We start from the raw sequence: 14,516 nt of genomic DNA on the forward strand, positions 1-14,516 counted from the left end.
GGCGTCGCCGGTCAGACCGGCTTCCCGAACGCGTACACCGTCTGGTGACTCGTCACTTCGACGTCGAGGAAGTCGCCGGGTTCGACGCCGTGTTCCGTGGCGTTCTGGACGATTATCTGTCGGTAGGCCTCGTCGCGGCACTTCACGGAGTCGCCCGTCCCCTCCTGTACGACCATCACCTCGTGCGTCTCGCCGACCATGGCCTCGTACGCCTCGGCGACGACGTCCATCTTCAGGTCGGACATCTCCTTCGAGCGCTCCTTCTTCACCGTCCCGCCGAGGCCCTTCATCTCGGCGGCGTCGGTGCCGGGTCGCTTCGAGAAGCGCGTGACGTTCACCTTCTCCGGACGAACCTCGCGGAACAGCGCCATGCTCTGTTCGTGGTCGGCGTCCGTCTCCGTCGGGAAGCCGACGATGAAGTCCGTCGAGAGCGTCCAGTAGTCCAGTTCCCGGTCGAACGTCTCGACTATCTCGACGAACTTGTCGACGCGGTGCTGGCGGCGCATGTCTTCCAGTACCGTGTCCGACCCCGACTGCACCGGCAGGTGGATGAAGTTGTACAGGTTCTCGTGTCTCGCGAACACGTCGACGAGTTCCTCGTGGATACCGTGGATGCCGCCGGGGTTCGCCATCCCGAGGCGGACACGGAACTCGCCGTCTATCTCCGAGCAGATGCGGTCGAGCAGTTCGGGGAGCTTCCGGTCGCCCTCGTCCCAGCCGTAGACGCCGGTGTCTTGGCCGGTGATACGTATCTCCTTCGCGCCGGCGTGGACGAGTGCGCGGGCCTTCTCGACGTTCTCTTCGACGGGCGGGGAGTCCACCCGGCCCGTCGCGAACTTCGTGATGCAGTACGAGCAGTTCGACATACAGCCGCGGGCGATGGGGAGGATGCCGACGACGCCGTCCAAGACGGGTTCGGTTCCCGGCCCCGGCGTGGGGCACTCGCCGTTCGTCACCGCCGTCGGGACGTCGTCCCAGTGGAGAATCTGGGCGTCGACGCCCTCGTCGCGGAACTCGTCGCCCTGCGCGAGCGCCATACAGCCGGTGACGATGAGGTCCGCCGTCTCCTTCTCCAACTCTTTGGCCCGTCGGAGCATGTTGCGCTCCGTCTTCTCGACGACCGTACAGGTGTTCATGATGGCGACGTCGGCTCGTTCGGGTCCCTCGACGCGGTAGTGACCGGCATCGCGGAGCGCGCTCTCGATGGCTCGGCTCTCGCCGCGGTTCGAGGTACAGCCGTACGTCTCGATGTGATATCGGGCCATTCCGTCGTCCTGAGATGATTCGTGCGCGGGCAAAAGGCCGACGGTTGTGCCCGGCGACGCGAGTCGGAGTCGCCCGGACGAAAACGTTGATAACACGATAGTGTCAGGAGTCAGTCGATGCCCTCCCACCGCACGTCGACGCGCCGCCGCTTCCTCTCGGCCGTCGGCGCGACGACGCTCGCCGCGTTCGCCGGGTGTACCGGAACGGCGGACCGCTTCGACGGCACCGTCGGCGACGGCGTCGACGACGTCGAGAACCCCACCGCGGACTGGCCCCTCCCGAACTTCGACGCCGCCGCGACGGCGTACAACCCCTCGCCCGTCGGCCCGACCGAGAAGCCCACGGAACGGTGGCGAGTCGACAGCGAGTCCACGCCGACGGCTCGCGTCACCGTCGTCGGCGACACCGCCTACGTCCCGACGTGGAACGCCCTCCTCGCGTTGTCCACGAAAGACGGTTCCGAGCGGTGGCGCGTCGGTCCCATCGCGGACGGCGAGCGCTCGCCGTCGCCGTACTTCACCGGCGCGTCCGTCTCGAACGGTACCGTCTACGTCGGCACGCACGACGACAGGGGCGTCCTCGCTCTCGACGCGGAGACGGGTGAGGAACGGTGGCGCTACCGGAACGACGGGCGCTACTACGCGACCGCTCCGCTCCCGATAGAAGAGGGCGACTACGTCGCGACGGGCGACGACAGGGGCCACGTCGCCGTCCTCGACGCCGAGACGGGCGACCCCGAGTGGACGTTCGACGCGTTCGGTGCCGTCGAAGCCCTCGCCGGGTCGCTGACGACGCTCTACGTCGGCACCGAGAGCGGCGAGGTGTACGCGCTCTACCGCGGCCGCGGGATGTGGCGACGCAAACTCCCCGGCGCGATTCGCGCGCTCGCCGCGCAGGGGTCGACGCTCCACGTCGGCACGTTCGGCGGCGGCGTCTTCCGACTGCGAGGCGGCGCACACACCGGGCGGACGGAGTGGCACGCCGAGGACGGCTTCGTCGCCCACCGCGGGATGTCGCTCGCCGACGGCATCCTCGTCGGCTCCGACCTCGCCCGTTCGCAGGGAATCGAGACGGAGACGGGGCGGGTTCGCTGGCAGGTGGAGGGCGACTTCGGCACGCCGCCGGCGGCGTCGCACGCGACGGCCTACCTCGGCGGCGGGTCGGGCGTCGTCGCCGTCGCCCTCGACGGCGGCGTCGGCGTCGAGGACGCGCGAGTGTTCCCGAAGCGCTGGACGTTCTCAACGGATTCGGCCGTCGAGAGCGGCGTCACCGTCGCCGACGACGCGCTCTTCTTCGCGACGAGCGGACGCGAGCAGGACTCGCCGCGAGTGTACGCGCTGGAGTAGCCACCGAACGGAGCGACCGGACGGAGACGAGAAGAGATATGACGGACGACGAAAACTCCCGACCGATGCCCTCCAGACGCCACCTCCTCGCCGGTGTCGGCAGTCTCGCGACCGCCGGACTCGCGGGGTGTCTCGACGCGGTGGACGACCGCTCCGAGCAGTTCTCCCCGGGGAGCGACCACGCCACCGACTGGCCGATGCCGCGCTACGACGCGGCCCAGACGGCGTTCGCGCCGGACGCCGTCGCTCCCCGGAACGGCGCGACCGAGCGATGGCGAACCGAGGCGCGGACGCCGAACGGGAGTCCGGTCGTCGCCGGCGGCGTCGTCTACCTGCCTCGCGCCGCCGGCCTCGTCGCCTACGACGCCGGGAGCGGGGAGGAACGCTGGACGTACGCGCCCGAAGACAGTCCGTGGCCGGGGTCTCCGCTCGTCGTCGGCGACACGCTGTACGTCCCGTTCGGGAGCGACATCGGACTCCACGCCATCGACGCGAACACCGGCGAACGACGCTGGTCTCGCGAGGACGTGGACGCTCGCACGACGCCCGTGCCCGCCCGAGACGACGACGCCGTCTACGCGGGTTCTCAGCGGACCGGCCTGCACCGCCTCGACGGCGAGACGGGCGAGTCGATGTGGGAACGGGACGTGTTCGGCGTTCCCTCGGCGCTGGCCTCGGACGCGTTCGGCGGTCTCTTCGTCGGCACCGAAGGCGGCCACGTGTACGCGTTCTCGGACGTGACGCCGGAGTCGCCGCGCGAGGGGTGGCGCGAGGACGCCGGGAGCGCCGTCGAGTCGCTTCTCCCCACCGACGAGGGCCTCCTCGTCCACACGTTCTCGGACCCGCTTCGGTGTCGACAGGGCGGCCTCCACGCCGGGAGCGTCCGCTGGGAAGTCGAACAGGAGTACGCCAATAGTCCGCCCGTCCACGCGGGCGTCTGGGTCTTCAGCGCCGGCTACGACTCGGTCGGGTCGGTCCGCGAGTACGACGCCGCCGTCGGATGGCGAGCGAGCGGTCGGTACGACCGCGCGGCCCCCGTCGCCGCCGGTGACCGCCTCTACGTCGGCAACGAACGCGGCGTCCACGCGTTCGAACTCTCGGGCGGGACGGGTATCGGGCAGTTCCGACTCGGCGGGAAGCGGTGGTCGCAGTCGCTGTCGACGACGGTGGAGGGCCTCGCCGTCGGCGACGGCGCGCTGTTCGCGGTGACGAGCGGCGACGACGAGAACCCGGCGGCGTTGGTGGCGTTCGACCCGCAGTGAGTGAGGAGACTACTCCTCGGGGAATCCGGACACGATTTCCACACCGCTGGAAGCACCAATCCGCTCCGCGCCGGCGTCGAACATCGCCATCGCCTCCTCGTACGACCCCACGCCGCCGCTTGCTTTCACCGGCAGGTACTCGGCCATCAGTTCCACGTCTTCGATGGTCGCACCGCCGTCGGCAAAGCCCGTAGAGGTCTTCACGAAGTCGGCGTCCGCCTGCACGGCGGCCTCACAGGCGCGGCGTTTCTCTTGGTCGGTCAAGAGGGCCGTCTCGATGATGACTTTCACCGGGATGGGGACGGCGGCGACGACTTCCGCGATGTCCTCTTCGACGGCGTCGTACTCGTCCGCCTTCAGACGACCGACGTTTATCACCATGTCCAGTTCGTCGGCGTCGTTCTCCCACGCGTCGACGGCCTCCTCGCGCTTTGCGGCCGTCGAGTGCTGCCCGTGGGGGAAGCCGACGACGGTGGCCAGCGTCACGTCCGGAGCGTACGCGGCCGCTTCGGCGACGTAGCACGGCGGGATGCAGGCGTTCATGCCGTACTCGGCGGCGTCGTCGAGGACGGACTCCACGTCCGCGAACGTCGTCTCGGGGCCGAGGACGGTGTGGTCGATGCGTGCGGCGAACTCCGTGCGGTCCATGGCGGCGAAGACGACGACAGGATGTAAAAGCGACTCGAATACGCGGGCGTCGTCGGTCTCGCTCGAACGGCAGTGGTGAACGGTACGGGGTCGTCTACGGCGGCTCCGATGTCCGGTTTCCGTAAGGCTTTCACGGCCGCCAACCGCCCGAGAGAGCATGGCCATCCTCCCCGAAGGGTTCGCGTTGCCACCGCTTCCGTACCTTCTCGGACTCCTCGTCGCAGTCGGCGTCGTCGTCGCCGCGGTGAACCGTCGCCGTCCCGCGGTCACGGCCGAGCGAATCCTCGCGTTCACGCCCTGGATGGTCCTCGGGTCTGCCGTCCACGTGCTCTACGCCGTCGACGGCCTCCCGGCCGTCCTCCGCCCCCTCGGCGGCACGCCGGCCGTCTACCTCTCCGTCGGCGTCGTCGGCGTCGGGACGTTCGTCGCCGCGGCGGCGTGGGCCGACGAGATGGTCGTCCCCGTCCTCGCGGGCCTCGGGACGCTCCTCGGCCTCGTCGTCGTCGCCGCCGGCGTCCTCGTCGGACTGTCCGCCGGCACGCTCTCTCCGCTTCTCCCGACGCTGGGTCTCGTCCTCGCTCTCGTCGTCGCGGCGGCGACGTGGGCCGCCCTCGTCCGCGTCTACCCGGACGCCGAACTCACCGCGCCGGTCGGCGCACTCGCCGTCTTCGGCCACTCGTTGGACGCCATCTCGACCGCCGTCGGTATCGACCTGATGGGGTTCGCGGAACGAACGCCGCTCTCGCGCGAGATAATCGAGTTCGCGGCGACGCTGCCGACGGAACCGTACCTCGGAACGGTGTGGCTGTTCGTCCTCGTCAAACTCGTCCTCGTCTCGGGTATCGTCGCCCTGTTCGCCGACTACGTCCGCGAGGACCCCGCCGAGGGCTACACGCTCCTCGGCTTCGTCGCCGCCGTCGGTCTCGGACCGGGCGCGCACAACCTCCTCCTGTTCACGCTCCTCGGCGGGGCGTAGCGTCGCCGGGGGGCGACTTTTTACCGCCGGCCCGCCAAACTCACTGAGCTACCTATGCCACGCGTTCTCTGCGCCGGTCACGTCAACTGGGACGTGACGCTCCGCGTCGATTCGCTCCCCGAACCGGACGGCGAGACGACCGTCTCCTCGCGCGTCGCCGGCGGCGGCGGCAGTGCGTCCAACGTCGCCGTCGGCCTCTCGGACCTCGGCGTCGACAGTTCCATCCTCGGGAGCGTCGGCGACGACGAACACGGCCGTCTCGCCCGCGAACAGTTGGGGGAGAGAGGCGTCGACTGCCGACACGTCGTCACCGCACCCGAAGGGGAGACGACGCGCAAGTACGTCGTCGTCGAACCCTCCGGCGAGGTGATGATGCTAGGTTGTCCGGGGGCGAACGAGGCGTTCATCGCGGCCGACGTCTCCGAAGGGACGCTCCGCGAACTCGACCACCTCCACCTGACGAGTCAGCGACCCGAGACGGCCACGCGACTGGCCGAACGCGCCGGCGAACTCGGCGTGACGGTCAGTTTCGACCCGGGACGCCGTATCGGCGACCGAGCCTACGGAACGGCGCTCTCGGCGGTTGACTACCTGTTCTTGAACGACCGCGAAGCCGCACTCGCGCTGGACGCGTTCGACCTGAACGAACAGACGCTCGTCCTCAAACACGGCCCCGACGGGGCGGAGGTTCGCGTCGACGGCGAGCGTATCGCACACCCGGGCTACCCCATCGACGCCGTCGACACCACCGGCGCGGGCGACGCGTTCGCCGCGGGGTTCGTCGCCGCTCGCGTCGCCGGCGACGACTTCGAGCGAGCACTGGCCGTCGCGAACGCCTGCGGCGCACTCGTCTCGCGCGTCCCCGGCGCGCGAACCGACCTCTCGTGGAAACAGGTCGACGCCTTCCTCGGCGAGTGACTGCACCGGGGCCATCTGCCGGACGCGTTTTACAGTTCGACTCCGTAGCGGAAGCGATGTCGGCGCTCACCACCGGTCTCGCCGGGTCGTTCGAGACGGCGCTCGCGTTCGTCGGGCTGAGTGCGCTCTCCGGATTCGTCGCGGCGTTAGCGATGGACCTCCCGATGGTGAGCCAAGAAGAGGGGTTCACGCCGGCGTACGTCGCCGCGTCGATACTCCGCGGCACCGACCCGAACGAGGTGTCCGCCTTCGACGCACACGTCGTCCACCACGGCGCGGGCGTCCTCGCGGGTGTCCTCTACGCCGCCGTCTACTGGATGCTCGCCGCAGTCGTCCCGCCCGTCGTCGCCGCGGGACCGATTTCGCTCGTTCCGCACGCGCTCGCGACGGCGGCCGTCGTCGGGTTCGTCTACACGGTTTTCGCACACGTCGTCCTCCCGCGCGGTGCCGAACGCGTCTACGAAGAGCGGTCGACGGCCGTTCGCGGGCAGTGGCTCCGCTCGTCGTTCGTGTTCGGCCTGACGCTCGCAGTCGTGTTGCCACTCCTCACTGCGGGACTGTGAACGGAAGAGCGCGGCGTCGTCAGCCGTCTGCGGGGTCCGTCTCGCTCGCTCCCGACCGGAACACGCCGGACTCGGCGTCAGCGTCGTCGCCGACGTCGTTCCCATCGGCGTCGTCATTCCCATCGCGGTCGTCACCATCGCCGTCGTCGTGCGTCGGAGCGACCCGCGGCCCGAAGCGCGCGTAGCCGCCGGCGACGACTGCCGACCCGAGGAAGTTACAGGCGACGTCGAGAACGGTGTCGGCCGGCGACCCGGCCATAAAGGCGAACGCGGGTGTCGCGTACTCGAGAAGCTCCCACGCGCCTGAACAGAGGGCGACGAGGAAGACGACGGACGCGACACGGACGCGCGAGAGCACGAGCCATCCGGTGATGGTCGCGCCCGCGAGCGTGTGCGTCAGGATGTCCCACCACCACACCGACTCGTAGAGGGGGAGCAAGCCGAGTGTGGCGACGAGCACGGTCACGGCGGCGAGCGCGCGACGTGTCGCGACGCTCAGGAGTGCGAACCGCCACCTGTGGGGAATGTCGGTCGCGTCGGCTCCGCTCGTGACTGGCGTGAGTGACATACTGGATTGGAGCGTGTACCGTCGAGTCGGTCGTCCGGCGAGGCGCGTGGCCGAGAACGTGCTCGGTGGCGAACCGGCCGCGACGCGGAGTGGGGGGGGTGTACTCGCGTCGCGGCGAACCGCCGCACGTTCGATGGCGCACCGCCTACCGTCGCCGGATGACCGCACTGTTCGACCCGGGAAGTTGGTGTACGCAGGGACGAGCGGGGGAGTGCCCGTCCAGGCGAGGGGGGGATGGGATGGACATCCCGGGTCGACAGTGTTCGACGGCCATCGAGTACGAGGCGGCTATCGGGCTTAGTTATCGGTCCGATATCGTGACTTTCGCGTCGGTTAAACGGTCCCGAAGCAGCCGTTAGGACGGGGCGAACGAGGTGGATTCGGAGCGCTCTGCCCGTCGGCGGACCGACCGTCTCTCGCGGACCGCGTCGTTTTTGGGGCCGTCCCGTGAGGCACGTGTATGGCCAAACAGCCCCACCTCCTCGTCGAAGAAGGTGACGTCGAAGACATCGCACTCGTACCCGGCGACCCGGGGCGCGTCGACCGCATCGCGAAGCAGTGTGAGAGCGTCGAAGAAGTCGCGCAGAACCGCGAGTACAAGGTCGTCAACGCGACGTACGAGGGCGTCCCGCTCACCATCTGCTCGACGGGTATCGGCTGTCCATCGGCCGCCATCGCCGTCGAGGAACTCTCGCGCGTCGGCGTCGAGACGTTCGTCCGCGTCGGCACCATCGGCGCACTGCAGGAACACGTCGAAATCGGCGATATGATCGTCGCGACGGGCGCGGCGAAGGAGGAGGGAACCTCGAAGCGCTACGAGTCGGAGGTCATCCCGGCCGTGCCGGACTACGACGTGCTGACCGCCCTCGTGGACGCCGCGGAGGCGAACGACGAGGACGTCCACGTCGGCCCCATCGTCTCCGACGACGCGTTCTACAACGAGTCCGACGAGTACGTGCAGGAGTGGAACGCCGCCGGCCTCCTCGCCATCGAGATGGAGGCGGCCACCGTCTTCTCGCTCGCGCGCCGGAAGGGCCTCCGCGCGGGCGCTATCTGCACCGTCGACGGCAACCTCGTGAAGGGGACGCAGAAGGGCGCGGACTCCGACGAGGAACTCCCGGAGAAGGCGAAGAACAACGTCGAACGGGCCATCGCACTGACGCTGGATGCGGTCACTACCCTCGCGTAGGCGATGTCACGGCTCCGACGGCTCGCGGCGAACCTCGCGGGGCGACTCTCGTCGTTCTCCGGGCGGGTCAGGCGGGTAGAGCGCCGGGAACTGTCGGAGTTTCGTCGATGGCTGGAGAACACGAACAACCTCCTCCACCTCTCTATCGTCCTGTTCGTCCCGCTTCTCATCGGCTTCGTCACGTTTCTGACGGGGCGAATCGGAACGCTGTCGTACCTGTTGTTCCCGCCGCTGGCGTCGGGGACGTACACCCTCTTTTCGGACCCCGAGGGACGATACGCCAGTCCGACGAAGTTCGTCGCGAGTCTCACGGCCGGTGCGCTGTGCGGACTCGCCTCGCTGTGGGCCACGGTGATGGTCTACGGCGAGACACAGACGGTCGTGCCGCACCCCGAGAGCGCCGCGCTCGCGGTGTTTCTCACCGGACTCGTCACGTGGGCGGCCGACGTCGAGGCGCCGTCGGCGTTCTCGACGGCGCTCTTGACGCTCGTCTCGAACCCGGGGACGCCGCTGTCGCAGACGCAGAGCGCCACGGCCTACGTCGTCAACATCTTCCTCGCGTCGCTCATCGTCGCCGGGGTGTTCGTCGTCTGGCGCGAGAAGTTCTACGAGCAACGGGCGCGGTTCCTCTACGAGACGGTCCGCGGCGACGACCACGTCCTCGTCCCGATGCGCGGCGAGAACGCGTCGCGGACGGCGCTGTTCGGCGCGCGTCTGGCCGCCGCCCACGACGCCGGGAAAGTGGTGCTTCTCGCCGTCGTCGAGGACGCAGAGCGGGCGCGACCGGTCGACGCCGGAGTCGAGAGAACGGGTGCGACGACGACGGGCGACTCGGGCGAACTCACCGGTGAAGCCGGGACGGCGGCCGCCCGACTGGAGTCGTGCGCCGCGGACTTACGGACGCGGGTGGGCGTCCCCTGCGAAGTCGTCGTCGCCGCCGGGGACCCACTGGAGACGACGCTCCAGACCGCCCGAAACACGAACTGCGACCTCGTCGTGACGCCGTACGAGGAGGACCGCGGGTCGCTCTCGGCGTTCGTCCGTGGGGTGTTCCGCAGTTCTATCGACGCCGTGGCGTTCCGCTCCGTCGGCGAGACGCGACGCTGGAAGCGCATCCTCGTTCTCGTCTCCCGGCCGGGCGACACGGCGCACGCGATGATAGACTTCGCCCTCCGTCTGGCGGGGCGAAACGGCGTCGTCAGCGTCACGACCTGCATCGGGAGCGAAGTCGAGCGACGGCGCGCGGAGACGCGACTCGCGAACCTCGTCGAGACGGCGGACGCACCCGTCGAGACGCGCGTCTCGCGGACGGACGTCCGCTCGTTCATCTCCGCGAACGCCGGGTCGTACGACCTGCTCGTCCTCGGGTCGAGCGGTGAGCGGTCGGCCGCCTCGCGGTTCGTCGCGCCGCCGACGTTCGAGCGACTCCAGACCGTCGACTGCGACGTCGCCGTGTTCGACCGCGGCAACCTCTGAGGCCGGGCGTTACGTCTCGTCCTCGTCGTCGAGAACGGTCTGCGCCTCGGCGTCTTCTTCCGACGGTTCCCCCTCCATCAGTCGCCGCTCTAACTCCTCGACGCCGGTGCTCCCGAGCGCGGACTCCGCGAGGAAGTGCGCGCCCAGCGTCGCCGGACTGATGACGGTGTCCGCGCCGGCGCGTTTCAGCTTGTTCACGTTCTCGCGTTGCGTCGCCGCGGCGACGATGGTCACCTCCGGGTTGAGTTGCCGCGCGGTCAGGATGGCGAGGGCGTCCTCGGCGTCGTTGTTCGTCGCGACGACGACGGCGCGGGCGGACTCCACGCGGGCGCGGTGCTGGGAGTCCTCGTCGCTCGGGTCCGCCGTGAGGACGGTGAATCCGCGCTCGGAGAGGCGACGCGTGCGCTCCTCGTTACCGGTGAGGATGAGGACGTCGGACTTCCCGGTGAGTTCTTCGAGTATCGGTTCGGTCAGGTCCCCGTGGCCGAGGACGAGGACGTGGTTCTCTAACAGGTCGAGTTGTTCTTCTGTCATGCGTCCGAGTGCTTTGGAGAGTCGCGCTTCGATGAGCGGTGTGAAGACGACGCCGAGGACGACGGCGAACGCCGAGACGGTGACGAGCAACACCGAGAGAGTGAACAGTCTGCCGACGGCCGACTGCGGGGTGATGTCGCCGTAACCGACGGTGCTGCCGGTGACGAGCGAGAAGTAGAACGCGTCCAGCAGGGTGTCGACCGAGCCGAACTCGTCGCGGAGGGCGAACGCGCCGACGGTGCCGTACGCCTGCGCTCCGGCGAGAGCGGCGAGCGCGCCGATTTGCGTCGTCGTCAACTCCACTTCGCGGTCGAAGGCGCGGTAGTTCACCCCGACGACGACGAACGCGACGGCGGAGAGACCGACGAGCGGAAGCGACTGCTCGTTCGACTGAAGCAGCCCCTGCGCGGCGGTGATGGGCACGAGGAGCATGTTCGCGTACCACGCCACGCGGAGACGGCGGCGCAGACCGAACGCGGTGAGGAGGAGGACGAACCCCGTGAGCGTCCCCGTGAACGCCGCCACCTGCTGGACGTATCCCGGGAGGGTGACGCCGAACAGGACGAACTCCGGGGCGTCGATGGTGACGGTGATGTTGGCGATGCCCGTGACGACGGAGAGGACGCCGACGAGGGACGTCAACACCATCGAGGCGCGCGCACCGACCCACTCCCGTTCGAGCACCATACCTCTCCGGTGGGTCGTTTCCTACTTAACCGAAACGACAGCGAGCGGCGGTGGACGGCCGCGGGGACGACTGCCACACTCGTCGACGTACCGCCGACGCATCGCTGACGCACTGCCCACGCACCGCCGACCCGGCTACAGGTCCACCACGTCGGCGGACTTCGCCGACCGCTCGGCGTCGCCGGTGTTCGCCGTCCCCGTCGGTTCGAAGAGAAGGACGTTCGCCCCCGCCTCGGAGACGGGGCGGTGTTCGACGCCGCGAGGGACGACGGCCATCTCCCCGGCGTCGAGGCGGACGTCCGCCTGGTCGCGGAGTTCGAGCGTCACCGACCCGTCGACGACGAGGAACAGTTCGTCGGCGTCGGGGTGGCTGTGCCAGACGAATGCGTCCTCGAACTTCGCGAGTTTCACGGCCTGCCCGTTCGACTCGGCGGCGAGACGCGGCGACCACGTCTCGGAGAACGTCTCGAAGGCGTCGGCGAGGTTCACCGGACGGACCGCTTCGGTGTCGGACATAGCCTCGTCGACGGGACGCCGAGCGATAAGCCTGCGGCGAACCGCGCGGACGATACACGTAACTCGTTCCAGTCGAGAGGAACGTTCAGATGGAACCACTGCCGGTCGAACTGCTCTACGGACTCTACCTCGGTGTGCTGACCGGGTTCGTCCCGGCGCTCATCGCGTGGGCACTCGGCTTCGTCTTTCGGTACTTCACGGGAATCACCATCCCCGGCCTCGCCGTCGTCGGTCTCGGCGTCGCCATCGCGGGGCTGAACGGCGGCCTCCTCGCGCTCGCGGACCCGGCGGTCACCGTCTCGGACAACCAGGTGCGACTCACCGTCGCCCTCCTCGTCGTCCTGATGGTGACGCTGTACGCGCACAGCCTCGGCGACAAGATGGGCGCGAACCTCCCGAAGAAGCTCTCGCTGCGCGAACTCACGGCGCGGACGCTCTCTTCGGACGTGGTCGAACTCGTCGGCGGGCGCGGCCAAGTGCGCGTGAGCGTCGTCGGCGAAGTCGGCGACGTCGAAGGGTACCCACCGCTTCCCGCGGCCCTCCGCGAAGAGATTCGCGCGGGCGAGTGGACGTTCCCCGCCGACGTGCCGCTTCTCGACATCGAGACGCGCGTCGAGGACCGCCTCCGAACCGACTTCGACCTCGCGGAGGTCGAGGTGACGCTGGACGAACGCGCCCGCGCAACCGTCGCGGCGGCCCCCGGAACGAGCGGACTCTCGAAGCGGCTCCAGCCCGGTGAACGCGCCGTCTCCGTGACGGCACTCGTCCCGACGGGAACGGCCCGCGGCGACGAGGTGACGGTCCTCGCCGGCGAGGAGACGTTCGTGGCTCGCGTCCTCGGCGTCGCCGACGGCGGGAAGAAGCCGGACAAAGCCGCCCCGAAGGAGGACGTCGACGTCGGTACCGTCACGGACGGGGGCGTCGACACCGCACCCACGGGTACGGTTCCGACCGCGGCGGGCGGGGAGTCGCGCGTGACGCTCGCCGTCCGCCGACAGGACGCGTCGACGCTCCTCGCGACCGACGACGTCGCCCTGTTCGTTCGGTCGCGCGGCGTCCGACGCGAGTTCGAGTTGGTCACCCTCCTCCGTCGCTCGGGCAAGCGGTTCCGGCGGCTCACCGCCCGCGAAGGCGGCGTCTTAGACGGATTGACGCTGGGCGAGGCCGACGTCCGCGACCGGCACGACGTCGTCGTCCTCGCGGTCAGACACGAGGGGAAGTGGACCGTCGCCCCCCGCGGCGGGCAGGCGGTCGCCGCCGGCGACGAGTTGATAGTCACCGGTGCGTACCCCGACCTGACCGCGTTCTCGGAGGTGGTGGCGTGACGCCGCTTCAACTCGGCCGAGTCACCGACCTGCTCGGAGTCGTGTTCGCCCAAGCACCGCTCGTCTTCGGACTCGTCGCCCTCTCGGCGGGTATCTCCGCGGCGGCGGCGATACTCTACCGCTGGTACACCCGCGACGTCGCTCCGACGTGGTTGGCCGCGCTGTTCGGCGGGTCGTCGACGGCCGTCTACCTGAACGCCGTCGGCCTCCTGAAGACGACGACGGAGGACCCGGCGGCCGTCTTCGACCCGGCGACGGTGCTCGTGAACTCGACCATCCTCGTCGGCGCCATCGCCGTCTCGCCGGTCGGTCGAACGGTCGGCGACCGAATCGCGACCGACGTGTTCGCCGTCGCCGGTGCCACCTCGATAGACGCCGAAGTCGGGCGCATCGTGCGAACGGTCGGCCGAGTGACGGTCGTCGAACTGCCCGACGCCGACGACATCGGTGACATCGACGGCTACGACGCCGTCCCCGCGGAGCGAAAGACGGCCATGGCGGGCAAACGACTGCTGTTCCCGCGTCAACTCACGAGCGACGAACTCGTGGACCGACTCGTCACCCGAATCAAGGAGGACTACGGCGTCGGCCACGTCGACGTCGAACTGGACGCGGACGACGAGGTGTCGTATCTCGCGCTCGGCCGCCGCGCGGCCGGGTTGGGGCCGACGATGCCGCCGGGCGTCGCGGCCGTCGCCGTCCGCGGCGACCCCGGCGCGGGAGCGTCCGCGGGCGACGCCGTGCAACTCTGGACCGTCGGCGACGACGGCGACCCGGAACGCGTCGCCAGCGCCGAACTCCGCGCGACGACGGACGACGTCGCGACCGTCCTGCTAGACGAATCGGAGGCCGAACGACTCGACCACGCGGCGACGTACCGCCTCCTCACGCTCCCGTCGGACCCCGGCGCGGAACACGAGTTCACCTCGTTGCTCCGCGCGGCCGACGAGACGATGGAGACGGTGCGGGTGGCGGCGGGGAGCGAACTCGTCGGGACGACGCTGCGAGACCTGAACACCACCGTCGTCGCCGTCGCGCCCGCCGAGGGACCCGTCGAGTCGATTCCGGCCCGGTCGCGCGAACTCGCGGTCGGCGACACGCTGTTTCTCGTCGCCCGCCCCGAGACGATTCGTCGCGTCGCGCGGGCGGCCGAAGGCGACGAGGAACCGCCCGCGGACGCGGCCCGAAACGACGACGACTGACGAGAACGGCGACCGACACGGAGGAGACACCGACCGACAG

General features: G+C 69.5%; 14 protein-coding genes. 9 read left to right on the forward strand and 5 right to left on the reverse strand.

Annotation, left to right across the window (positions count from 1 at the left end):
• Positions 1-11: 11 nt before the first annotated feature.
• Positions 12-1,265, reverse strand: a complete 1,254-nt coding sequence (locus BM282_RS11355) for a tRNA (N(6)-L-threonylcarbamoyladenosine(37)-C(2))-methylthiotransferase (protein ID WP_089880835.1) — start codon at positions 1,263-1,265, stop codon at positions 12-14.
• 117 nt (positions 1,266-1,382) lie between these two features.
• Here BM282_RS11355 and BM282_RS11360 point away from each other — a divergent pair, with 117 nt between their 5' ends.
• Together BM282_RS11360 and BM282_RS11365 are read left to right on the forward strand one after the other, a co-directional pair.
• On the forward strand, positions 1,383-2,612 hold the full coding sequence (locus tag BM282_RS11360; protein WP_089880838.1) for an outer membrane protein assembly factor BamB family protein: 1,230 nt from the start codon (positions 1,383-1,385) through the stop codon (positions 2,610-2,612).
• A 65-nt stretch (positions 2,613-2,677) separates the two neighbouring features.
• Positions 2,678-3,874, forward strand: a complete 1,197-nt coding sequence (locus BM282_RS11365) for an outer membrane protein assembly factor BamB family protein (protein WP_175501495.1) — start codon at positions 2,678-2,680, stop codon at positions 3,872-3,874.
• A 9-nt stretch (positions 3,875-3,883) separates the two neighbouring features.
• Here BM282_RS11365 and deoC read toward each other — a convergent pair whose 3' ends face one another.
• Positions 3,884-4,522: a deoxyribose-phosphate aldolase gene (gene deoC / locus BM282_RS11370; protein ID WP_089880841.1), complete on the reverse strand. Its 639-nt coding sequence runs from the start codon at positions 4,520-4,522 to the stop codon at positions 3,884-3,886.
• Positions 4,523-4,679: 157 nt separating this feature from the next.
• Here deoC and BM282_RS11375 point away from each other — a divergent pair, with 157 nt between their 5' ends.
• Genes BM282_RS11375 through BM282_RS11385 form a run of 3 tightly spaced genes read left to right on the forward strand, consistent with a single transcriptional unit; the run spans position 4,680 to position 6,979 of the window.
• Positions 4,680-5,498, forward strand: coding sequence for a DUF63 family protein (locus BM282_RS11375; protein WP_089880842.1), 819 nt, complete (start codon positions 4,680-4,682; stop codon positions 5,496-5,498).
• 54 nt (positions 5,499-5,552) lie between these two features.
• Positions 5,553-6,416 carry a carbohydrate kinase family protein gene (locus BM282_RS11380; protein ID WP_089880845.1) on the forward strand — a complete coding sequence of 288 codons (864 nt, stop codon included), beginning with the start codon at positions 5,553-5,555 and terminating at the stop codon, positions 6,414-6,416.
• 56 nt (positions 6,417-6,472) lie between these two features.
• Positions 6,473-6,979, forward strand: a complete 507-nt coding sequence (locus BM282_RS11385; RefSeq protein ID WP_089880848.1) for a hypothetical protein — start codon at positions 6,473-6,475, stop codon at positions 6,977-6,979.
• A 19-nt stretch (positions 6,980-6,998) separates the two neighbouring features.
• On the opposite strand, the gene BM282_RS11390 is transcribed toward BM282_RS11385, so the two are convergent.
• Complete coding sequence (locus BM282_RS11390) at positions 6,999-7,547, reverse strand: hypothetical protein (RefSeq protein ID WP_089880850.1); 549 nt, start codon at positions 7,545-7,547, stop codon at positions 6,999-7,001.
• Between the two features lie 460 nt (positions 7,548-8,007).
• On the opposite strand from BM282_RS11390, the gene BM282_RS11395 reads away from it, so the two are divergent.
• Positions 8,008-8,736 (forward strand): nucleoside phosphorylase, encoded by a 729-nt coding sequence (locus tag BM282_RS11395; protein WP_089880852.1) that lies wholly within the window; start codon positions 8,008-8,010, stop codon positions 8,734-8,736.
• Between the two features lie 3 nt (positions 8,737-8,739).
• Positions 8,740-10,212: a universal stress protein gene (locus tag BM282_RS11400; protein WP_089880855.1), complete on the forward strand. Its 1,473-nt coding sequence runs from the start codon at positions 8,740-8,742 to the stop codon at positions 10,210-10,212.
• A 9-nt stretch (positions 10,213-10,221) separates the two neighbouring features.
• Here the strand turns inward: BM282_RS11400 and BM282_RS11405 are convergent, their stop codons facing one another.
• Entirely contained in the window at positions 10,222-11,433 is a 1,212-nt protein-coding gene (locus tag BM282_RS11405; RefSeq protein ID WP_089880857.1) for an NAD-binding protein, read from the reverse strand.
• 135 nt (positions 11,434-11,568) lie between these two features.
• Positions 11,569-11,949 carry a cupin domain-containing protein gene (locus tag BM282_RS11410; RefSeq protein WP_089880860.1) on the reverse strand — a complete coding sequence of 127 codons (381 nt, stop codon included), beginning with the start codon at positions 11,947-11,949 and terminating at the stop codon, positions 11,569-11,571.
• Between the two features lie 89 nt (positions 11,950-12,038).
• On the opposite strand from BM282_RS11410, the gene BM282_RS11415 reads away from it, so the two are divergent.
• Positions 12,039-13,274: a potassium channel family protein gene (locus BM282_RS11415; RefSeq protein ID WP_089880862.1), complete on the forward strand. Its 1,236-nt coding sequence runs from the start codon at positions 12,039-12,041 to the stop codon at positions 13,272-13,274.
• The gene (locus BM282_RS11420; protein WP_089880864.1) at positions 13,271-14,476 is read left to right on the forward strand and encodes a TrkA C-terminal domain-containing protein; all 1,206 of its coding nucleotides are present in this window, start codon (positions 13,271-13,273) and stop codon (positions 14,474-14,476) included. The genes BM282_RS11415 and BM282_RS11420 overlap by 4 nt, the downstream gene beginning before the upstream one ends.
• Positions 14,477-14,516: the final 40 nt, after the last annotated feature.

The sequence above is a fragment of the Halogeometricum limi genome (assembly GCF_900115785.1).
GTDB lineage: Archaea > Halobacteriota > Halobacteria > Halobacteriales > Haloferacaceae > Halogeometricum > Halogeometricum limi.